General features: G+C 66.2%; 17 protein-coding genes, 6 pseudogenes and 1 other annotated feature. Of the genes and pseudogenes, 9 read left to right on the top strand and 14 right to left on the bottom strand.

What is annotated here, in order from left to right; translation table 11 throughout:
• The 3 pseudogenes from BTO20_RS41035 to BTO20_RS39050 all read right to left on the bottom strand — a co-directional run.
• Nucleotides 1-293: pseudogene (locus BTO20_RS41035) on the bottom strand (ABC transporter permease); the annotation flags it as partial.
• A gap of 1 nt (nucleotide 294) precedes the next feature.
• A pseudogene (locus BTO20_RS39055) lies at nucleotides 295-1,084 on the bottom strand (MlaE family ABC transporter permease).
• Between the two features lie 600 nt (nucleotides 1,085-1,684).
• A pseudogene (locus BTO20_RS39050) lies at nucleotides 1,685-2,233 on the bottom strand (adenylate kinase).
• Between the two features lie 398 nt (nucleotides 2,234-2,631).
• Between BTO20_RS39050 and BTO20_RS39045 the strand changes: the two are divergent.
• Nucleotides 2,632-2,853 carry a hypothetical protein gene (locus tag BTO20_RS39045; RefSeq protein ID WP_087083975.1) on the top strand — a complete coding sequence of 74 codons (222 nt, stop codon included), beginning with the start codon at nucleotides 2,632-2,634 and terminating at the stop codon, nucleotides 2,851-2,853.
• A gap of 101 nt (nucleotides 2,854-2,954) precedes the next feature.
• On the opposite strand, the gene BTO20_RS41030 is transcribed toward BTO20_RS39045, so the two are convergent.
• The 3 genes from BTO20_RS41030 to BTO20_RS41020 are packed head-to-tail and all read right to left on the bottom strand — an operon-like array spanning nucleotide 2,955 to nucleotide 3,936.
• Nucleotides 2,955-3,212 carry a helix-turn-helix domain-containing protein gene (locus BTO20_RS41030; RefSeq protein ID WP_232491423.1) on the bottom strand — a complete coding sequence of 86 codons (258 nt, stop codon included), beginning with the start codon at nucleotides 3,210-3,212 and terminating at the stop codon, nucleotides 2,955-2,957.
• Complete coding sequence (locus BTO20_RS41025) at nucleotides 3,209-3,715, bottom strand: DJ-1/PfpI family protein (protein WP_232491422.1); 507 nt, start codon at nucleotides 3,713-3,715, stop codon at nucleotides 3,209-3,211. Before BTO20_RS41025 ends, BTO20_RS41030 begins: the two co-directional genes overlap by 4 nt.
• A gap of 11 nt (nucleotides 3,716-3,726) precedes the next feature.
• On the bottom strand, nucleotides 3,727-3,936 hold the full coding sequence (locus tag BTO20_RS41020) for a hypothetical protein (protein WP_232491421.1): 210 nt from the start codon (nucleotides 3,934-3,936) through the stop codon (nucleotides 3,727-3,729).
• A gap of 108 nt (nucleotides 3,937-4,044) precedes the next feature.
• On the opposite strand from BTO20_RS41020, the gene BTO20_RS39035 reads away from it, so the two are divergent.
• Complete coding sequence (locus BTO20_RS39035) at nucleotides 4,045-4,347, top strand: putative quinol monooxygenase (protein ID WP_087083973.1); 303 nt, start codon at nucleotides 4,045-4,047, stop codon at nucleotides 4,345-4,347.
• A gap of 502 nt (nucleotides 4,348-4,849) precedes the next feature.
• Here BTO20_RS39035 and BTO20_RS39810 read toward each other — a convergent pair.
• Nucleotides 4,850-4,981, bottom strand: a pseudogene (locus tag BTO20_RS39810) (ATP-binding protein); the annotation flags it as partial.
• A 1,192-nt stretch (nucleotides 4,982-6,173) separates the two neighbouring features.
• Here BTO20_RS39810 and BTO20_RS39020 point away from each other — a divergent pair.
• Entirely contained in the window at nucleotides 6,174-6,488 is a 315-nt protein-coding gene (locus tag BTO20_RS39020) for a helix-turn-helix domain-containing protein (RefSeq protein ID WP_087083969.1), read from the top strand.
• A 690-nt stretch (nucleotides 6,489-7,178) separates the two neighbouring features.
• On the opposite strand, the gene BTO20_RS41290 is transcribed toward BTO20_RS39020, so the two are convergent.
• The 4 genes and pseudogenes from BTO20_RS41290 to BTO20_RS39000 all read right to left on the bottom strand — a co-directional run.
• Nucleotides 7,179-7,655 (bottom strand): hypothetical protein, encoded by a 477-nt coding sequence (locus BTO20_RS41290; protein WP_198344640.1) that lies wholly within the window; start codon nucleotides 7,653-7,655, stop codon nucleotides 7,179-7,181.
• A gap of 377 nt (nucleotides 7,656-8,032) precedes the next feature.
• Nucleotides 8,033-8,815: an ATP-binding protein gene (locus BTO20_RS39010; protein ID WP_157680496.1), complete on the bottom strand. Its 783-nt coding sequence runs from the start codon at nucleotides 8,813-8,815 to the stop codon at nucleotides 8,033-8,035.
• Nucleotides 8,816-8,858: 43 nt separating this feature from the next.
• Entirely contained in the window at nucleotides 8,859-9,584 is a 726-nt protein-coding gene (locus BTO20_RS39005) for a Mu transposase domain-containing protein (RefSeq protein ID WP_235881457.1), read from the bottom strand.
• A gap of 102 nt (nucleotides 9,585-9,686) precedes the next feature.
• Nucleotides 9,687-10,750, bottom strand: a pseudogene (locus tag BTO20_RS39000) (IS3 family transposase); the annotation flags it as partial.
• Nucleotides 10,518-10,649: a sequence feature (AL1L pseudoknot), on the bottom strand. It overlaps the preceding pseudogene by 132 nt.
• 189 nt (nucleotides 10,751-10,939) lie before the next feature.
• Here BTO20_RS39000 and BTO20_RS41500 point away from each other — a divergent pair.
• From BTO20_RS41500 to BTO20_RS38980, 5 genes and pseudogenes are all read left to right on the top strand, one after another.
• Nucleotides 10,940-11,563: pseudogene (locus tag BTO20_RS41500) on the top strand (transposase); the annotation flags it as partial.
• Nucleotides 11,478-12,269: a transposase gene (locus BTO20_RS41495; protein WP_408632233.1), complete on the top strand. Its 792-nt coding sequence runs from the start codon at nucleotides 11,478-11,480 to the stop codon at nucleotides 12,267-12,269. The pseudogene BTO20_RS41500 and the gene BTO20_RS41495, both read left to right, overlap by 86 nt.
• 357 nt (nucleotides 12,270-12,626) lie before the next feature.
• Nucleotides 12,627-14,291 (top strand): ParB/RepB/Spo0J family partition protein, encoded by a 1,665-nt coding sequence (locus BTO20_RS38990; RefSeq protein ID WP_087083967.1) that lies wholly within the window; start codon nucleotides 12,627-12,629, stop codon nucleotides 14,289-14,291.
• Between the two features lie 87 nt (nucleotides 14,292-14,378).
• Nucleotides 14,379-15,248: a ParA family protein gene (locus BTO20_RS38985; protein WP_087083965.1), complete on the top strand. Its 870-nt coding sequence runs from the start codon at nucleotides 14,379-14,381 to the stop codon at nucleotides 15,246-15,248.
• A complete protein-coding gene (locus tag BTO20_RS38980) occupies nucleotides 15,241-15,495 on the top strand; it encodes an HAD family hydrolase (protein WP_011896259.1) in 255 nt (84 codons plus the stop codon). Before BTO20_RS38985 ends, BTO20_RS38980 begins: the two co-directional genes overlap by 8 nt.
• 64 nt (nucleotides 15,496-15,559) lie before the next feature.
• On the opposite strand, the gene BTO20_RS38975 is transcribed toward BTO20_RS38980, so the two are convergent.
• The 3 genes from BTO20_RS38975 to BTO20_RS38965 form a co-directional block, all read right to left on the bottom strand.
• On the bottom strand, nucleotides 15,560-16,237 hold the full coding sequence (locus tag BTO20_RS38975; RefSeq protein ID WP_011896260.1) for a hypothetical protein: 678 nt from the start codon (nucleotides 16,235-16,237) through the stop codon (nucleotides 15,560-15,562).
• Complete coding sequence (locus BTO20_RS38970; protein WP_011896261.1) at nucleotides 16,234-17,163, bottom strand: ParA family protein; 930 nt, start codon at nucleotides 17,161-17,163, stop codon at nucleotides 16,234-16,236. The genes BTO20_RS38975 and BTO20_RS38970 overlap by 4 nt, the downstream gene beginning before the upstream one ends.
• A gap of 539 nt (nucleotides 17,164-17,702) precedes the next feature.
• The gene (locus BTO20_RS38965) at nucleotides 17,703-18,323 is read right to left on the bottom strand and encodes a hypothetical protein (RefSeq protein ID WP_232491419.1); all 621 of its coding nucleotides are present in this window, start codon (nucleotides 18,321-18,323) and stop codon (nucleotides 17,703-17,705) included.
• Between the two features lie 191 nt (nucleotides 18,324-18,514).
• Here BTO20_RS38965 and BTO20_RS38960 point away from each other — a divergent pair, with 191 nt between their 5' ends.
• On the top strand, nucleotides 18,515-18,865 hold the full coding sequence (locus BTO20_RS38960; RefSeq protein WP_157680495.1) for a hypothetical protein: 351 nt from the start codon (nucleotides 18,515-18,517) through the stop codon (nucleotides 18,863-18,865).
• Nucleotides 18,866-20,158: the final 1,293 nt, after the last annotated feature.

The raw sequence follows: 20,158 nt of genomic DNA, 5'->3' as shown, positions 1-20,158 counted from the left end.
AGCGACGAGAACCCTTGGATGGCCACTAGGAACTGCCCGACAAGGTCACAAAACGACGATCGCGATGGTGCGCCGACGACTGCTAACGCTCCGGTACCCATACCGATCTGGGCAATGAGTCGTACCGTCTCCGCGCGGTAGCGGCGCACCGCGGATCCGATCTGGCCGACGCTGACCACGGTGAACCACACCATCTGCCCGAAAGCGTCCAGCGCCCGGGCGGGGCACCGGCGTAGCGGTCGAATCGGGACACCGCGCGGGTAGCGAGCACTTAGAACTGCGGTATTCGACATGTCAGTACCCGGTTCCGAAACGCACGCCGATGGTGGTGAGGATCACGTTCACCGCGTACAGGGCGATCACGCACAGCACGACGGTTTCGTTGACCGCGGTGCCGACACCTTGGCGCCGCCCGACACGGTCAAACCCCGGTAGCAGCCGACAAGGCCGGCGATCAGTCCGAAGGTGAGTGCTTTGGTCGTCGCGACCAGCACTTCGGGGAGGCCGGTGACAAGGGTGAGAGTGGACAGGTACGCGCCGGCGGACACGTCTTGCAGATACACGCTGAAGAAGAACCCGCCGACCAGGCCACGGTGATCACCAGGCTGTTGAGCAGCGTGGCCACGACCGTCGCGGCGAGCACCCGCGGAACCACCAGCCGGCTGATGGGTCGATGCCATCACTCCATGGCATCAATTCCTCGCGGATCGTGCGGGCACCCAAATCGGCGCAAATGGCGGTCGAACCCGCGCCGGCGACCACCAGCACCGTAGTCAGCGGACCAAGTTGGGTGACAGCGCCCAGCGCCGCGCCCGCTCCCGAGATGTCTGCCGCCCGAACTCGGCCAGCAGCACGTTCAAGGTGAAGGTCAGCAGCACAGTCAGCGGTATCGCCGCCATGACGGTGGGCAAGATGGTGACGCGCAAGAGAAACCAGCACTGCAGGATCAGCTCACGCCATTCGAAGGGCTACGGAATAGCGCTGTACCGCTCAAAGAACACATGCGAGCGAAACCGCCGACATGCGCTAGCGGCCCTTTCAGCCGGTCACCGACATAACCGCCGAGGCCTGTGGACACCGTCATCGCCGCCTCCTCACGACGATGCCGACCCGCACGCTATGCGACGCCGCCTCATGTTGCACCAGTCCTCCCGCCGCTTCGGTGCGTGATGACCATCGTGTCGTGCGGCGAATGATAACGGGTTGACGCTGTCCACAACGGCGCGTCAGCAAAAACACGGCCGTAACACCGCCCAGCATCACGTCGGCGGCACGGACTCAGCGCCGATGAAATTGTCATACCGGTCAGCAAATCCACCACACCGCGATCACAACCCGGCCGCGCAAACACCTGAGAGCTTCCCTTGTCCTGGTATCCAGTCGTCACACCACCGTGGGCGCCAGCACCGCTGTGCCCATGGGCACCGTCGCACCCCCAGGTTGGTATCGGGTTGGTAGCAGTCTCTCGGGGCATCACTAGAACGGAGCCTGGTAGCGGTTCTGCGGGTGTAGGCGAACGATCATCGAGATCACCGGCTGCAGCGCGGGACTTCACGGAGGTTGCTGCGCACGGCTCGATTAGCGTGCAGCTGTCTCCCGACCGTCAGGAATGGCGCCGCGGCGTGCTCGCGGACCGCTCGGGTGATCTGTCGAGAGCCGGCTCGGCCCGCCGCGGCGGTGAACACTACAGTCCGATGGCGCGTAGCGTGCGTTCGAACACCTTCTCGACGCTGCCCTCGGCGTCAACCGTCCGCAACAGCACGCGCTAGTAGCCGAGCAGCGGCTCGGTTTCCCGCGGTAGACGTCCATCCGCTTTCGGATGATCTGCTCGGCGTCGTCCTGACGTCCGCGTGCGGCGAGGCGGGCCACCAGTTCGTCGTCGGATACTCGAAATTCGACAACAGCGTCGAGTCCCACCAGCCGGACATCAAGCATCTCGGTCAGTGCGTCGGCCTGCTCCACAGATCGCGGATACCCATCGAGGATGAAGCCGCGTGCCGCATCGGGTTGGCTGAGCCGATCGTCGACGAGTGCATTGGTCAACGCCGTCGGTACCAGCTCGCCGCGTCGAGGTAGCGCTTGGCACGGACTCCGAGCCCGGTACAGGAACCGATGTGGTGCCGAAACAGATCGCCTGTCGAAATGTGGGAATGCCGAGCTTGTCGCTCAGCTTCTGGGCCTGGGTCCCTTTGCCCGCTCCAGGCGGCCCATGAACAGCACCCGCACGGCTCACCCCTCTGCGCGAATTAATATTTCCGGACGACCCGGACAACGCCCGCAGCGGCTTCGGTGGAGCGCGGCCCGAGCATAACGGTGTACGCGCACAGTGTTGGGCTGTAAGAATCCGTCTTCGCGGACAACTTCGAGGTCGCAGTCCTGTACGCGCGGCGTCGAATCAGCACGTCGGCGCGGTATTCCGTCGCGCGGTGAGCGGGCACGCCGGCTGGTCGGTTGTGCGATTCTCGGACATTTACGGACGACGTTTTGGGGTGACGATAGTCACGTAACGGGTCCCCGAATGATCACAGGATTCCGCCAAGGGCGTCGACGAACAACACGGCACCCGTGAGAGGGTCTTCGATCATCCGGACACCCGTACCGAGAATTGAGCACGACGAACGGTAGTACACGATGACCATCTACACGGTGATCGACCGCCTGCACCCCCGGCGGGTGGTGCGCGTGCCCGGTGACGGGATCGCCGCCACAGTGTCTGCCTGGTTGGCTGAACTCGAGGCTCAAAGCCCGCTCGTCGACGACCTCGCTCGTGCGGTCGCGGCATCGAACTGGCCGCGGGCCTACGCGCTGGCAAACACCCTTTCTGTGTCGGTCGAGATCGCGACAGTAGCCTGACTGTCGGGGCGATGACCGTGCGGTCGGCGCAACGATGGCCGATGTCGCTATGAAAGCCGTTACGAGCCCCGACTGACCCGATGCCCTGCAAATGGGCGGCCCTACGGGTCTGAAATGATCTCGCCGACACGGGAAGTCGCGCCACGCAGCGCTCGAACGGTGCTCCCGCGGCGACGCCGCACAAGCTGGCCCAAGCTGCTGGCGTTGCGAAACCCGACTGCCGCCGCCACCGCATCCGCGGATAAGGACGTGCTGCGCAGCAGGTGCGCCGCCTCCTCCAGGCGGATCTCGTTGGCGAACCCGAGCGGACTCAATCCCAACGTCGCCATCGTCCGGCGCTGCAACGTCCGTTCACTCACCCGATCGCCGCGGCGGCCTCGCAGATACTCACCGATTCCCCCAAATGATCGCGAACCCAGCGTTCGAACGCTGCGACCTCCGGGCACTGAACGGCCAGCACGGAGGGCAGCGCGAACGCAGCCTGTGACGCGCGATCACCGATGAGCAGATAGCGGGCGACGAGCTCGGCGAGTGCCGGGCTGTGTCGTCGCACCAACCAGAGGGCGAGATCGATATGCGCAAAGGCCGCTCCTGCCGTGGCCACCGCCGCATCGTGGACGAGCGTCGCACGGGTGTCGAGATCCACCATCGGGTAACGGGTACGAAACGCCGGCCCGAGCCACCAGCTGGTCGTTGCTTGCCGTCCGTTCAACACCCCTGCCTCTGCCAAGAAAAACGTGCCCGTGCAAGCGCCCGCAACGACAACGCCACCGGCGGCGAGAGTCGAGACCAGCCCGATCGCACGCCGCTGCGTGGGCGCTTCGACCAGACCGACCAGCTGCGCCGGGTCTTTGACTCCCACGGCGGGAACCACTAGGACTTCGGGTCGATGGAAGCGGGCGACTCGGCGCGCACCTGGTGTCCGCGCGCTGTGCGGTGCAGACGGCGGAAACCAACCAGGGTGATCTCCCAGGGCGCCGGTGGGCGGCACAACTCACTGCGCAAGCTATTTGCGGTTTCCAACACATCGCACACGATGCTGAGACCCGAATCGAAAACAGACTCGGTCAGCAGCAGCGCCACTCGCATGTCGGAAATAGTACTGAATATGTCGTATCCGCCTCTGGCTACCGCCACTTGATCTTTCTAAAGTTGCCCTCGCAACCCCACCTACTGCGAAGGGAACATCCAATGCCGATCCGAGTCGGTCTGCTGGTGACCATTGAAGCCAAGCCCACCAAGGGCGACGAGGTCGCCGCGTTCCTCGAAAGCGCGCAGCAGCTAGTCGAACAAGAGCCAGCCACGGTGACGTGGTACGCAATTCGACTCGGGCCCACCTCTTTTGGCATCTTCGACACCTTCGCCGACGATGAAGGCCGCCAAGCGCACCTATCCGGAGCCGTTGCGGAGGCGCTGGGCAAGGCCACACCCGATCTCCTTGCCGCGGCTCCGGACATCCGTGCAGTCGACGTGCTGGCGACGACACGGCATTGATCCACTGATCGCAACACGCGCCGGCTCTATTTCTGCCCCACGCCGGTCGTCACGGTGCTACCGGGATACTGCCCGTGTCGCCACCTGGCGACCCGCTTCGGATAGAGATAGACGCCGTGGCACGGCCCTCGACGGTGCCGAACCGAGTCGACCTCAAAAGGTGAACCCCTCCGGCTCGCCTGCCCCGCCGACCGGTTGCGCACACGGCAGTGCCGGCGCACTGGCCGCGAGAGTCAGGAGCACCGCCACATTCGGTGCGGCTACGCCCAACCACATGTTGCGGTCCGCGCGCAGACCATTCAATCTCGGCTGCGGTCAGGCGTCGTTGGTCGCGGCGACCGGTGGTGTACGACGCAGACTCCAATCGACTGTGCCCCGACACACCACCACGCCCGCTGAGTCGGTAACTGTCGCTTGCCAGGGTGATGGACCACTGTTTGGCCAGAGGCTAGGGACCACCTGTTTGGCTCAGTGGGGATGATCTGTGCTCGGTGACGGGCTGTCAACCGTGGGGCTTCTGGCGTTGCCGGTAGGAGGGTCCTTCGACGACGAGTTCGTGGGCGGTGGAGGTGAGTCGGTCGACGGCGGATTCGGCGAGCATCGCGTCGCTCATGACGGTCAGCCATTCAACTGGAGCTGGCACATGTTCGTTGTGTCTGATTTCTGCTGCTAGCTGGGCTTTCGACTGGTCTGCGTGTCTTACAGATCTTCAAGCCATGGTCGCGATATGTTAGGTGCCGCCTTAACTAGTTAGGCGGGAAGAAGGTGTGCGGCTAGTGGAGGGTCTGCGGCTGATTCCCGGTGGCGTCGCACCGGTCGAGCCTGTTGCCGCGGATCCTGTTGTGTTTCAACGTGAATGCGTCGATGCGTTCGTGGCGTCGTGGCATGCCGAGGATTCAGCCTGGTGACGATCGACAACGATGTTGGGCTGTTGGAGCGGACGTTGGCGGCGCTGGGGCGTCCGGCGTGGGAGGTCACCAGTGAGGACATCGATCGGGTGGTCGGTGAACTGGCGGTGGCGGGGCGGGCGGCGTCGACGCGGCGTGAGTATGTGCAGATCTTCAAGGGTTCCATCGGTTCCTGCAGACCCGGAAGGCGGCCGAGATCGAGGCCGCGTTCGGGCGCGGCTGGTGTGCCCGGTGGACGAGTTCAACGCCTCCCGGCACGTGGGCGACGACTCGCCGGCGGTCGCGGCGCCGCCGATCCCGCAGCGGGTGAGCGAGTTCTTCGAGTTCCTGAAGTCGAGGATCGCCACCGCCCGCAAGTACGGTCCGGCCGCGCGGGACTACGCGATGTTCCGGACCCTGTATCACGCTGGCCTGCGGTCGGAAGAGTCTGCGCTGCTGGAGATTCCGGATGTGCATTTCGATCGTGGACCGTTCGGCAAGTTGCACGTGCGGTTCGGCAAGGCCGCCCACATGTCCGGTCCCCGGCCGCGGTGGGTGCCGATGCTGGACGGGCTGGACGTGCTGTTGCGCTGGTTCCTGGCCGATGTGCGCCCGAAGTTCCCGAACTCGCCGGTGCTGTTCGCCGACGAGTCCGGCGGCCCATTGCATCGTGGCACGATCCGCAACCGGTTGCGGTATCTGATGGAGCTGGAGGCCGACCGGCTACCGAGCGGTTCAGCCGCACGCGCTGCGCCGCGCGTGCGCCACCCACAACTACGAGCGTGGTGTGGATCTGGTTGCGATTCAACAGCTTTTGGGTCATTGGACGGTGAGTTCGACCATGCGGTATGTGCGTCCGTCGGCCACGTTCATCGAGGACGCCTACCGGCGTGCGGTCACCTCGACGCTGGCCGAGTTGAGCGGAGAGGACGGGACGGCATGAAGATTCGATGGCGGCTGCGGATGGCCGCGGCCCAGCGCGAGGTGTGGACCGGCACCGAGCTGCGGCGGCTGTTGGCCGAGCGAGCGGGTCTGGAGTTGTCGGCGGCGTCGGTGTCGGCGCTGTTGACCAAGGAGCCCAGCCAGATCAAGCTCTCAACGCTGATCGCGTTGTGCACCGCGCTGGACTGCACCCCGGACGACCTGTTCGAGGTCGACACCACCCCGGTCGAACGGCTCGTGGTCCCTCCGCGGCCGGTCGCGTCGGAGCCGAAGACGGCCACTGCGCGGGGCCGGTCGATGCCGCCGATGTAAACCCCACGCAGATTTCGGAACGGGTTGGGGCTGATGGGGAAACGGCAACGAGACTGCGTCGACTGCGGTGCGCCGGTGGGATACATCGGCCGCGAGCACTGTTGCCGGTGCACCCGCCGGTTACGGGCGCAGGTGGCCAAGGCGCGATGCCCGGGCTGCGGTCGGGACCGGATGCTGCTGTCGCAGACGGGCCGGTGCGTGCTGTGCTCGCGCCGCTGCCGCGAATGCGGCGGGCCGATCCGGTTCCGCGGTGAGACGGTGTGCCGGCCGTGCCGGAAGCGGGCCGAGCTCGCCGCCGCGAAGTCGCCGTGCCCGCGTTGCGGGAAGCCGGGCTATCTGCGGGAAACGACTGGGTGGTGTGGCTCGTGCTCTCGTCCCGGCCCGTCAAAGGATCCGCCCCGCATCTGTGCGAGCTGCGGCGAGTTGCGTCGCCACGCCGGGCGCGGTATGTGCGGGCGATGCTGGCAGCGCCACCCGGACCGGCCGTTCGTGCGCGGCGAGACGCTCGCTGCTCGGCTCGCCGAACCGCCGGACTGGCTTGAAGATTTCGTCGCGTATCTGGCCGCTCACCACTGCCCCGCTCGCTCCTGCGTGCTGATCACTACGTTGTCTCGGCTGCTCGAGGACGAGCACCCTAACCACCCGCAGAGCGTGCTCGAGCGGGCCCGCCGACCTGGCCGGTCGATGGGGTCACTGGCGCGTGCCCTGGAGACGTTCTTCACCCAGCGCGGCCTGGCGATGGCCACCGACCAGGACCAGCGGCTCGCCTCCGGACGGCGCAAGAAGCGGATCGACGGCGCACCAGCCGGGATGCGCGCCGCTGTCGCGGCCTTCGCCGAGTCGATGCTGCGCGCTCGCGATCGGGCTCGGCGTGCGGGCACCCGGCCCCGCGCCGACCGCACCATCGAGTCGGCGTTGGCAATTGTGCGCGATCTGGCCTGCTTCCTCGATACCCAACGCGGCAAGCGGGATTGGGCACTCGTGGACGTCGCCGATATTGAGGCGTTCCTCGCTGAGTTGCCGAACAACCGAGCTCGACGTCTGACTGTGTTGGGCCAGTTCTTCCGGTTCGCCCGCAATCGCCGCGTGGTGCTCGTCGACCCGACGCGAGGCATGTCGGCCAAGCGGTACAGGGGATTTCGTGGCCGCACCCTCGCCATCACGCAACAGCGCGCGCTGTTTCGCCGCTGGAGCGCCGACCCGCGGCGCATCCGCACGAGGCCCTCTTCGGGCTCCTCGCCATATTGCACGGTGTCTCCAGCCGTGAGCTGCGCCTGCTGGAGGTCGACCATATCGACGCGAGTGATCGCTCGATCCACCTCGGCAAGCGCCCCACCGGGTGCCGCTGGACCCGGTCAGCTGGACCGCTCTGCAACGCAGCCTCCATCACCGCGACACCTTGCGCACCAACAACCCGCATGTGATCGTCACCCGCGGTACCAAGGCCGACCGGCGAGCAGCGTCCGAGGCCTACATGAGTCATCTGCTCGATCCGTGCGGCCTGCCGGCCAAGATGCTGCGCACGACCCGACTGGCCGACCTGGTCAATACGATCGACCCGAAACTCGTCGCGGCAGCGTTCGGGATGAGACCCGAAGGAGCGATGATCTACCTCGCCGATCACCTCGACGATGGCCGACTGCCCGACCATCTCGCTGAACCCTGATAAGTGCGAACGTGTCACGTTTCGACGCCACTTCCGCACAGGTTCGCGCGAACAAGTGCGCTTTGTCGGGGCCGCGGTTGGAGGTCACGATGGTGGCGTTGCGTTGGTGGCGTGCGACGACGAGTTCGTAGAAGTCGGCGGTGGCGGTGGCATCCAGTGGTTGCAGTGCGAAGTCGTCGATGATGAGCAGGCGGACTTGGGCGAGGCGCCGCATCTCGGCTTCGGTGCTGTTGTCGAGTCGAGATGCTCTGAGCCGCTTGAACATTGCATCAGCACGCAGCATGAGGGTGGGGATCCGGCGGCGCACTGCGATGTGGCCGAGTGCGGTGGCGAGGTGGGTCTTGCCGACCCCGACCGCACCCAGGATGACCGCCCCGTGCGCGGCGTCGAGGAACCGCAGACTGGTCAGATCGGTCCACACCGTGCGGTCGTAGCGCACCTTGGCGTGGTCGTCCCAGGTGTCGATACGCATAGCCGGGTCCAGGCCCGCGGCGCGGGCCCGGCGGGCTGCGGAGCTGGCGTCGCGGCGGGTAGCTTCATCGGCGAGGACTAGTTCGAGGAACGCGGCGTGGGACAGGTGTTGTTGGCGGGCCAGGGCCAGCCTTTCGGGCAGCGTGTCGAGCATGGGTGAGAGTTTGAGTTGACGCATCACCTTCTTCATGTCCGCCGAGATCGGGTCGGTGAGAGCGTCTTGGCAGCTTTGTTCACCACAGCCCCTCCTGGGTCTGCTCGTCGGTGGCGCCGCCGTCGATGACCTGCAACCAGTCCGGACGGGCCGATCGCGACGTGGGCCGGTAGTCGCGGGGGTCTCGGGCGAACCTCGCTGCGGCCAATCCCGAGGCGGCCCGCGGCGGCGGGACCGGGCTGTTCTCGCTGGCCTGCTCCAACATGGCGGCGATCTTGGTCACCGACACCACGTCGAGCTCCAACGACCGGCCGCAGGCGGCCTGCACCGGATCCGGACCGTAGCGTTTGACCAGCCCGAGCAGCCGATACACCTGCCGCATCCGCGTCCAGGGCAGGTCGTGATCGAGCAGGCGTTCGGCGTAGATGCCGATGTCGGGGCCGTGTCCGGCGGCGGTGGCGATCAGCGGCTGCAGATCCCGCATCGCGTAGCCGGTCTTGTCCGGCGGCAGATCGACCGGATCGGTGGACCGCGATCCCGCGGGCTGACGCGGATGGGTCTTGATCAGCTGCCCGCGGTGGTAGAACTTGGCCAACTCGGCGTCGGCGCGGGCGGTGAGCGTCTGTCCGCGCAACTGGTGCGGGATGGAGTACAACGCCTTGGCCAGCTGCACGTGGTAGTCGCGGGCCACCTTCACCTGCGCGTACACCGGAACCGCGTAACGGGCCGTCGGAGCCGCCAGTAAATGCTCAACCTCCCGTTCGGCGAACACCACCGCCGGTTGCGCGCACGTGGTGCCGTGCATGCGCAAGCCGGCCTTCTGGGCGCACCACAGCCGGGCCCGGTGCTGGGCGTCGGCCAGATCGGTGAAGTCCTTGAGACGCTCTGGTTCCGGTGGCGGCTCGGGCTATTGGATTTCGACCAGGGGTTGGTCGGTCCGTTTCGTAGCGTAGAAGATGGCTTCGAACTCTGTGGGCGGTAGGTCGTTGAGGTAGCCGTGCAGACGCGCTGTGTTGTGCCAGTGCACCCAGCTCAGGGTGGCCAGTTCGACATCCTCGACGGTCTTCCAGGGGGCGGTGCGGGCCGGCCCGTAGATCAGCTCGGACTTGTAGTATCCGTTCACCGTCTCCGCGAGGGCGTTATCGAAGCTGTCCCCGACGGATCCGATGGAGGGCACCGCACCGATCTCGGCGAGGCGTTCACCGTAGCGAACGGACGTGAATTGCGATCCGGCGTCGGAGTGACATGTCAAACCCGGCAACGTATTTCCGCGTGACCAGCGGGCCATCTCAATCGCGTCGAGCACCATCGTGGTCCGCATGTTCGACGCGACCCGCCAGCCGACGATCATCCGACTGAACGCGTCGGTGATGAAGCAGACGTACGCCACGCCGGCCCAGGTCGGAACGTAGGTCAGGTCGGTGACCCACAACTGGTTGGGGGCAGTCGCGGTGAAGTTGCGCTTGACCAGATCGGGATGCCGCCCAGCGCCGGGGTCAGCCTTGGTGGTGCGGACCCGTTTGCCGCGACGCACCCCTTCGATGCCGGCGGCCCGCATCAGCCGGGCCACCTGATCGCGGCCCACATCGTGACCGGCCCGGCGTGCCGTTTTCCACAGCTTGTGCGCCCCGTAGACGCAGTAGTTGTCCTTCCACAACCCGACCAGGGCCGGACCCAGCACGGCGTCACGGCGGGCCCGCTGCGACGGACCGCGGGACTTGGCCGCGTAGTAGGTGCTCGGAGCCACCGACACCCCTGCTGATCGCAGGACGGTGCAGATGGGCTCGACCCCGAACTCCTCGCGGTTGTCGTCGATGAAGTCGACTATTTCTTGTGTTGGCGGTCGAGCTCCGCCCCGAAGAAACTGGCCGCTCGCTTCAGAATCGCGTTGGCGCGCTTGAGTTCTCGGTTCTCTTGCTCGAGTTCCTTGACCCGCGCCGACTCTGCGGTCGATACCCCTGGAGCTAACCCGAATTTTTCGCGGAATGTTGCCTTTGGCGGTGTGTAGATAAGCGAAAGTGCCTGTCCTGCAAGGGATAATTGGACTTCTCTACGGTTCAAAGATCCTGACGGGAAGGCACTTCGCAGGTGAAGAATATCGCGGCCGCATCGCGGGTGAAAGTGTCGGCCGACGGCCATGGCGTCGTGTCGCATGCCGGGATGGGCCTGCTACGTGAACTGGCCGATCGGACCGGGTTATCGGCGCAGGTCACGGCTGCTTTGGCCGACACCTACCGCGGGCCGTGGGTGTATGCGCCCGGAGACGTGTTCGCTGATCTGGCGGCTGCGGTTGCTGACGGGGCGGACTGCATCGACGGGGTCGGCCAGCTCTGCGGCGACCGTGAGCACGCCTTCGGTGCGAAAGCCTCGACGACCACGATGTGGCGGCTGGTCGATGAGCGCATCGACGCCGCACACCTACCCGCGGTGCGGGCGGCCCGAGCGGGCGCGCGGGCGGCGGCCTGGGCCGCCGGTGCCGCCCCCGCTCCGGGTGACTGGCTGCACATCGACATCGACGCCACCCTGGTGATCGATCACTCCGACAACAAAGGCGGTGCGACGCCGACCTGGAAGAAGTCGTTCGGGCACCATCCGCTGCTGGCATTTCTGGACCGCCCGAGATCGCCGGCGGGAAGCCCTGGCCGGGCTGCTACGCACCGGCAACGCCGGCTCCAACACCGCCAGCGACCACGTCATCGTGCTGGCCCAAGCGCTGGCAGCGCTGCCCGCGGCCTGGCGACCCGACCCAGGGCTGGCGATCATCCCGACAAGCCCAAGGTGCTGGTGCGCTGCGACACCGCCGGAGCCACCCACACCTTCGCCGACGCCTGCCGGGCCGCCGGGTGGGGTTCTCCTTCGGTTACCCGTCGACTGGCGCGTCCAAGACGCGGTGGACACCCTCAACCTCGCCGAGGGCTGGTACCCGGCGATCGGCACCGCCGGCGGTCTCCGCGACGGCGCCTGGATCGCCGAAGCCACCACCCTGGTCAACCTGTCGTCGTGGCCACCGGGCACGCGGCTGATCCTGCGCAAAGAAAGGCCGCATCCGGGCGCCCAGCTGCGATTCACCGACGCCGACGGGATGCGGATCACAGCGTTCATCACCGACACACCACCCGGCGTCGTGTCAGGACAGGTCGCCGGCCTGGAACTGCGCCACCGTCAGCACGCCCGCGTCGAAGACCGCATCCGCGAACTCAAAGCCACCGGCCTGCGCAACCTGCCCTGCCACTCATTTTGGGCCAACGCCGCATGGCTGGAAATCGCCCTCACCGCCGCCGACCTGGTCACCTGGTGCCGACTCATCGGATTCCGCACCCACCCGGGCCTGGCCCGCACCGAGATCGCCACCTTCCGCTACCGGGTCCTCCACGTCGCCGCCCGCATCACCCGCAGCGCCCGCCAAACATGCCTACGTCTCGACGCCACCTGGCGATGGGCCGCCCAGATCGCGACCGCCTGGCAGCACATCCGCACCGCCTTCGACTGATCCACAGCTCATCTGATCCAACTGACGAAAGGCCCACTGGCCCTGGGAAAGCCCGCCCAGCCCGGCGATAAGGGACCACCCCGCCACGCCCCGTGACCGCAGAAGCCACCTCACGGCCCATCTTGCCCCAACGCTCCACCGCAATCACCTTGGACGAAAAATCGAGGCTAGTTCGACTGATTCGCATACGCTCTATCGGGGCTCATTTCGTCACGTGACGGCACGGATGTAGGGCGGCCGCTCGGGTGATGCACCGTGCATCAACGCATTGATCAACGAAACGCCGGGAGGTCCTCTTGCGTACGTTTCAAACGATCCATACGGTAATACCGGTATTTAGGAAGGAGCTAGTGTCTAGTGACAGAGACGCCCACCGCCCGCATGCCACGCCGGCCCGCGAAAGCCGCCGGGAAGCGCAAGACCGCGAACCGCTTCGCCCAGTTCGCCGGGGGAGACGCCGCCGACATCCCTTCCCCCGCCGTCGAGGGATCGACCGAAGTCTCCGGGCTCATCGGTGGAATGTCGGCCATCGCCGCCGGCAGCGCCCACCGGGTCCTGCAGCTGTCCGTCAGCGAGATCGCGCCCCACCCGTTCAACGCCGCCGAACGCTCCCAGCCTCAGCCCGACGACCCGAAATGGGAAGAGCTGTTGGCCTCCGTGCGTGCAAACGGGGTACGGCTGCCGCTGCTGGCCGTTAGCCGGGAAGCATTCGTTGCCGCACGGCCTGAGGCCGGTTCGTCTATCGACGACGGCTATCGATATGTGCTCATCTACGGGCATCGGCGCCGGATCGCCGCATTGGAGGCCGACCGGCAGTCGGTCCCCGTGGTCGTCGACGACGCGGTCCTCGCCGACCACGGCGACCTCGATGCTATGGCTACGGAGAACCTTGGTCGCGAGGATCTCCCCGATCTTGCTGAGGCTGAGCTGTTCGCGAGGTACTCCGATATTGGTTTGTCCCAGCGTGCGATCGCCGAGCGGCTGGGCGTCAACCAGGCTACGGTTTCGCGGCGTCTGGCGCTGCTTCTGCTGGCCCCCGAGGTGCGCAAGGCTGTGGAGACCGGACGTCTCCCCAGCGCCGAAGCGGCCATCCTGTCCGGCATGCTGCCCTACGGTCCCCCGCGTCGCTGGCAGAAGAGCAAGGACCCCGACCAAGGCAGCGATCGTCGCCGAGCCGAGCAGGTTGAGGCCCAGCGGCTCGTCGTGCAGCACAACTGGACGGCATCACGAGCCGCGGAACGCGTCATCGCTGAACGGGAGGCGCGCGCCGAAGCGCGTGGCCTCGGAGTCGTCTTGGTCGACGATCCCCGTGCCGAGCTGGGTGAGCACTACATCGACCATCGCATCAGCCGTGACGAGTACCAGCCGGGCGCCGACGTGGTGGGAGCGATCAATTCCGGTACGGGATACCTCGATCTCTATGTGCGCTCACTGGCGGTCCCCGATGAGTCTCCATCGCCGCCGTCCGACGGCGATGGTGATGATGGCGGCCTCGGCCCCGTCAGCGGCCATGCACCCCCGGAGTCGGCGCCGGAGCGTCCGGAGTCGGCTGGAGCCGCCAGTGATCCACCTCCGCCGGAGGTCCGCGACGACCTCCAGGAAGAACCGGCTGTGGTCGACCCAGAGACGGCTCGGCGCAGCGAAGACGTCGCGGCCGCCGCGGCGGCCCAGGCACATCGCCGGCAAGCCTGCTCCACGCTCATCGGACTTGCACCTACCAACGCAGAGCTACTCAAGACCCTCGTACGGCAGTACTTATCCGGGGTGGCGGTGCGGTGCCAAACCTCAGCGGTGCGGGCCCTGCTACGCGACTGGGACTCCCACGTCGAGGGCAACTCGGACAAGGCTCGTTCCACGATGGCATGGCATCGTGCGGTGGCCGCTGACGAACTGCACACCGCCGAGTTGAAGGACAAGATGTGGGATGACGATGCGGTTGCCCACATTGAACGACTGATTGACCGCGTCGGCTACCAACCCACGGAGTGGGAACGTCGCCAGCTCGACGCTGCTCGCCCGTGATGCAGGCTGCATCACCGCCCACCCCGCCGATCGTGATGCAGGCTGCATCACGGCATCGCCCCACCGCCTGAGACAGGAGAACCTTCGATGCCCACCTACACCGTTGCCAACATGTCCGGCAGTGTCGGTAAGACCACCACCGTGGTCACTACCGCCGTCCTTCTCGCCGCCTCGGGGCTGCGTGTCCGCGTTGTTGATCTCGATCCGCAGGCGAACGCGAGCACCTGGCTGGGCTATCCCGATATCAGCGGATCCACCGTGGCTGATGTCCTGCGTCTGAACTGCACCATCGACGACATCGAGCGTCCTGCTCGTGTCCTGGCCGACTACGACGATCAAGGTCCGGTGTACACCGACGCCACCGAAGGGCAGATTCCCAATCTCACGGTGGTCCCGGCGGCACGATCGACCCTCGACAAGCTCATGGTGGAACTGCCGGCGGTCACCGGTGGTGTGACACGGCTGCGTGAGGCCATGGAGTCCGCGGCGCCGGTCGACGTCACGCTCATCGACTCCCCCGGCTCGAACAGTGCGCTCGTGACGACGGCACTGATTGCCTCCTCGACCGAGGAAGAGGGCCCGGCGGGCTCCTGGGGCCTGATTACGTGCACGAAGCCCTCAGGCAAGGAAGCAGAGGGCATTCAGGACTTGCTGCGTGAGCTTGCGGTGCTTAAGAAGACCTATCGGATCGACATTCCGCTACTGGCCATCGTGCCCTGCGCTGTGCCCTCCAGCGGGACCGTGTATCGCCAGCAGATGGAGTATCTACATGAGGGCTTCGATGCGAAGGTGACCCCCGCGGTTCGACGTAGCTCCATCGTGGACGAGGCGTACACGAACTACACGCCGGTGCCGCTGTACGGCTACCGAGCCAAAGACGTCACCCACGACTATCAGGCCGTTGTCGATCACATGAAGAGTCAGGGGATGTTCCGGCCCGCATCCATCCATGCCTGATCAAGATTCCCAGCGTCGCGCCGGGGATTCCACCGAGGTCAGCAAGGTCAACATTCCACGGGACCTACACCGGCGTGCGCGCGCGGCGGTGCGAATTGTGCAGCGGGTCACGGGGCGGCCGTACACCTTCGCGCAGTTCGTTCGTGAGGCGTTCATTGCCCAGCTGGCCGTCATCGCGCGCGACTACAACCGCGGGGCTGAGATCTACCCGGACGATGAGCCTTTGGGGCCGGGCCGGCGACGCTAGATCCCCGGCGGCGTGAGGGGGCGGTGATGCAGGCTGCATCACCATCGCCTCAGGTGTGTGGCTGCTACTGCGGTTCCGGGAGTAGTCCGAACTCGTAGCGCAGCGCTTGCTCTACCAGAGCGCTGCGGGTGCCTGCACCCCACCGCTGCACGAGGTCGTCGAGACGTTCGGCGTTGCCGGCGGTGACACCGGACAGGACGACCGTGCGTGGCGCGGTCAGGTGCCGCCGTCGCGGGGGTACCGCTGTTGCCGATGGACGTTCGAAGAGCTGTCCCTCGGCGATCGTTGTCTGAGGGACCGTCCAGGTGGTTTGGAGCCGGTGGGCGTGGGCTTCGATCGCGTCCAGGACGATGGCGCCCATGGTCCTGGCCAAACCCCGCCGCACTTTCTTCTCAGCGTTCTGCACCCGGTAGAGCTCGTCATAGACCTCGGCGGATAGCAGGGCCTCAGGTGGGCGGTGCCGTTTCGATGGGGGACGCCCTGCCGGTTCCGCGTCTCGAACACTTTGGCGTGTGCCCGGCGACGGCACCGAGGGGCGTCGCGGCGCCGTTCGAGTACGTGGTTCCGACACCGCTTCTGCCGGTGGTTGCGGCGGCGATTTCGGTGGCGCTTCGGTCTCGGCGGCGGGCTCCGGGGCGGGTTCATCCCGGGGCTTCGCGGGGCGGGCTGGCCAAAGATCGTCGAGGTCGTCGTCGAGAGCGTTAGGGTCGAAGACGGCTTTGCGGCGTGTAGGCGTGCTCATCCGACCCTCTCCCCCACGGCCGCCGCTTCATAGCTCACCAGGCGGGACACGATCTGGCGCACGAGCTCTTGATAGTCGGCGGCCAGTCCAGTCGGGTCGCTTGACCACAAGGCCCGTTCGGGGCGCTGTTTGTCGCGCAGTCTGGTCAGTCGACTGCGCCGTTCGTCATGAGCGAGCGCCACGAGCTCGCCAGCAGTCCGGTGCAGCGTGCGCATGTCCACCGCCGCGGCCGGAGCCGATCGAATGGTGATGTCGAAGGGGCTTGTGCCGCTACCAGCCAGCATGTCGTTGACCTGTGCAAACACTTCCTCGTTGCGTTTGGTAGCCCGAGGGTTCACATCGAAGAGCAGCACGCCGAGCAGTTGGATGGACGCGCCATGTTTGCGGGCTCGCCAGAAGCGGCGAGCCAGGCGTTCGACGCCGCCAAGGCTGGCCTGGTCTGCCCGGGTCGGAATGAGCAAATAGTTCGCAACCGACAGATAGGTGTCCAGGAGGGGCACGTCTCCGGGCCCAGAGTCGATCAGCACGACGTCGTAGCCTTCGGCGTCGCACAGTGCTTGAAGTTGGGTCTGCATGTTGGTGGCCATGTCGATGCCGTTCTCGGCGATGGTGTTGGCTGCTGCGCCTACGACGGCCAGCTGCGGTCCCCCAGCGATGACGTCGAGGTGGGTGCGCACGTCGCGTACCGGCGTCAGCGGGGTCCCGAACTGCAGCGTGGCGGCCAGTGATTGGCCACGGTCGCCGTCGACACCAAGGTCCTCGACGGTCACGTTGGCCTGTGGGTCACCGTCAACGACCAGGACGCGCCGACCCCGCTTTCCGGCGGTGGCGATCATCTCCGCAACCGCGGCAACGGTGGTCGATTTACCGACGCCGCCTTTCTGATTGGCCACGAGGATTGTTCGGGCCGGTCCGGTCATCGTCATGCATGCACCGTAGGTCTGTTCGTCCGTGGCCTCTCGGCGACGCACCCGGGTGAGTCCGAACTGTTATTCGTGTGGTTGTTGTGGCGTGTGGTGCCACGGCGCACGGTGCTGGTCAACGCCAGGCGTGACGCTGTGGGATGCGTGAGTGGGTGCGAGCGGATCAACGTCAGTACCGTGCCGCGTGAGTCACGGTGTACGCCAACATGGTTGTCGGGGCGTTGACACGCCTCAGTAATGGGTCGGGCCTGATGGCGAATGATCGCTCGTTGACACGGACGTGCGGATCGGCGTGCTCTAGGGCGTGTGTTGCCCGGCGTCTGCCCGGCGCCTGCCCGTGTGATTGTCCGTGATAGGCCCGTATTTTGCAGGTCAGCGCCCTTTTCACGGACTATAGTCCAAGGCTCGCACCCAACGTCCGGTCATCTCTTGGCCGACGCACGGGACGTCGCGTAACCGACGCGGCGACCTCGGCCGTGGCCGCGAATCGGACAGATGGACGGGCCGTGACCTGCGTGGGGCGGCGATGCGGCGCGGTGCGATCAGCGCTGGGGAGTGTGGGGTTGCTCCGCGGTCCTGTCGAAATGCGGCGGGTAGGCAGGCTGCAGGTGTGTGGCGAGGGCCAGGTCGTAGCCGCGGAACACATTCTGCAGATGCTTGAGGGTTTCGACGCGTTTGGCGTCGGCCTGAGCGCGGATCGTGTCAGCCTCGGCCTGGGCGCGAGAGACAGCGGCCTGAGCGGCGGCCATCTCGGCGTGATGTTCGGCTTCAGCGATCAGCGCCTGCATTGCCGAGTCGGCCGCGGCTTTGAGTGAGGCCAACGTGTCGAGCAGATCGGCGCTGCTCGCCGACGGCGGGGTGGGGGAGGAGTTGGCGTGCGGTTCGTCGGATTCCGTGGGCGTAGCCATGGAGGTTTCCGCAAGGGGAGCCGCGGGGAGGCCTCCGAGCTTGCGCCGCAGGAAACGCTCGGCATCTCTGCGGCGGGTGCGCTTGTTCGACTTGGCGCCCAGTTCAGGGAAGACCTCATACGGCAGGGACCCGTTGCGCCACCAGGAGCGCACCGTGTTGGGCTTGACCATGCCGCCGGCCAGCTCGGCAATGCCGTCAGCGGTCAGCAGCGAGTCTGGGTCGATGGCGCCGGGTGGGCCATCGGGGGTCGCCATAGCCCCACAATGTACGACACTGCGCGGTGCCATGGCGCATCCTGGCGGATCTCAGCGCACCATCCCGCGCCCCAGCGCATGATCACGCAACACGCGACGCACGTTCGCACCGTAATCCCGCACTATGGCGCATCCTGCGCTACCGTGGTGCTTGCGCGGCTACCCGCGCGAGCTCAGCGGAGGAGGACGCGATGACGACCACTTTGGATACGGCTCCAGGCGAGGTCGCTGCAGACGTGCCCCCGACGCGGCAACAAAAGACGCGCCGGGGGACCGAGACACGCAAGCGCTCCGCCCAGATGGCCCTGCGGCTGCTGCCGCGGGAAGCGGATGTCGCGGCCGCGGTGGCCGCTGGGTTCAATAAGAAAAGTGTCCAGGAACTGATCGTTGAGGCCTGTCAACCGCTGATGTCGCCAGAGGCGTTGGTCACCCTGGCCGAAGACCGTGAATCGGTGCGCGCTCTCGCGCGCGAGCACGGGATCTCTGAAGTGCAGGCTCTACTGCTGAGGGCGTTGACCTCGACCCCGACCGCGGTGGCCTGACCGCCGGCGCCGCGTGGTGAGCCCCATCGGGGGCCGTCGCGCGTGAATCTGTAGTTTCTCCGTCGTAGTACTCGCGCGCGGGTATCCGCGTGTCGATGCGCGGATACCCGCGCGGGCCGTGCAACGATCCCTCCAGACACACCAATGACAACCGGAGGCTGCATGGGACGACCCGCTCGGTAGCGCATCACCAACATTCACGCGCGAATCCCCTTTCTTTACAACACCTCTCACGCCAGCACTTGTGATGGCGTGATTCGACGACCGTAGCGACGGGTTGCCGGATCTCCGGTACACCTCACGATGACGCGCGCCTTGGGCCTGACGATCGGTACCGGCCAGCATCCCGGCTGGCCGTGTCTGGCATGCGGTCACATCGAAAGGAGAAGAGACCCCACATCACCTGTCGACCCCAGACAACACTCCACCTGAGACTCATTGGCGGAGCACGTATCTGACCAGTCGGCACCACACCTGAATAGTCCGGCGCGAACCCGCCGCCTTCAAACATTCGAAGCCCCCGGCGGCAACCGAGGGCTTCGAATCTGAAGTTTTCGAGTCGAGTTGGCCCTCGACTCGGTGGGCTCGCGCCCCTCCCCGAAGGGACTTGTCTCCATGGACAGGTACCACGATAGCGCACGCCTACTGCACGGACACGATGGCGCGCTGTTTCGTGATCTCGCCGATGCTTGCAGACCGCCGGTGTCGGCTCGTATAGCTCGCATCAAGCAACGGGAACAGCGGCGGCAATGGATCGTCGTCGCCGGAGCGACTTCACCCACGACATCGATGTGGACCAGCCGCGCCGGCTGGATCGAGGAAGTGGATTGTTGGGCCGAAACGGCCTCTGGCTCTGCGGTTCTCACGCGCGTGAACCTGAGCCAGTCGATGCTGCTCAAGGTCTGCGTGGCGCTGGCCGCGCGCGCCGATCACGCGACTGGCCGGCACTGCGCAGTAACCAACGCGGCCGCGGCCAAGGCTGCGGGATGCTCCCAGCGCAGTGTGACGACCGTGCGCGCGGTCCTCGCTAAAGCCGGTCTTGCTGTGGAAGTTCGTCGCGGCACCGGGTCGATGGCGTCCCCTCAGCGGTATCGGCGGCCGTCGGTGTGGCATTTGGTGAGCCGGCGCAGGCCTGTGGATAACGTGGCGGTTTGCGACCTACCGCCATCCCGTAGGGATAGGCGGGTAACTCACGTTGGAAAGAACTCACCAAAGGGCCGTTGCCGGCCCACGTCGACGAATTCTCCCCAACCAGACACCGCGGGGCGGGGCGAACCCCGCCCGCTGCAACTC

Origin of the sequence: Mycobacterium dioxanotrophicus (assembly GCF_002157835.1) — a bacterium.
In the GTDB taxonomy this organism is placed as follows: domain Bacteria; phylum Actinomycetota; class Actinomycetes; order Mycobacteriales; family Mycobacteriaceae; genus Mycobacterium; species Mycobacterium dioxanotrophicus.
Note: the sequence above shows the minus strand (reverse complement) of the source record. Positions and strands in the feature narration are given on the sequence as shown.

Coding starts and splice junctions, on each gene's coding strand:
- BTO20_RS38980 (WP_011896259.1), top strand. CDS start 15,241: ATGCCTGATCAAGATTCCCAGCGTCGCGCCGGGGATTCCACCGAGGTC.
- BTO20_RS38965 (WP_232491419.1), bottom strand. CDS start 18,323: ATGGCGACCCCCGATGGCCCACCCGGCGCCATCGACCCAGACTCGCTG.
- BTO20_RS39045 (WP_087083975.1), top strand. CDS start 2,632: ATGACCATCTACACGGTGATCGACCGCCTGCACCCCCGGCGGGTGGTG.
- BTO20_RS39005 (WP_235881457.1), bottom strand. CDS start 9,584: ATGCACGGCACCACGTGCGCGCAACCGGCGGTGGTGTTCGCCGAACGG.
- BTO20_RS39035 (WP_087083973.1), top strand. CDS start 4,045: ATGCCGATCCGAGTCGGTCTGCTGGTGACCATTGAAGCCAAGCCCACC.
- BTO20_RS38975 (WP_011896260.1), bottom strand. CDS start 16,237: ATGAGCACGCCTACACGCCGCAAAGCCGTCTTCGACCCTAACGCTCTC.
- BTO20_RS38970 (WP_011896261.1), bottom strand. CDS start 17,163: ATGACGATGACCGGACCGGCCCGAACAATCCTCGTGGCCAATCAGAAA.
- BTO20_RS38960 (WP_157680495.1), top strand. CDS start 18,515: ATGACGACCACTTTGGATACGGCTCCAGGCGAGGTCGCTGCAGACGTG.
- BTO20_RS38985 (WP_087083965.1), top strand. CDS start 14,379: ATGCCCACCTACACCGTTGCCAACATGTCCGGCAGTGTCGGTAAGACC.
- BTO20_RS39010 (WP_157680496.1), bottom strand. CDS start 8,815: ATGAAGAAGGTGATGCGTCAACTCAAACTCTCACCCATGCTCGACACG.
- BTO20_RS39020 (WP_087083969.1), top strand. CDS start 6,174: ATGAAGATTCGATGGCGGCTGCGGATGGCCGCGGCCCAGCGCGAGGTG.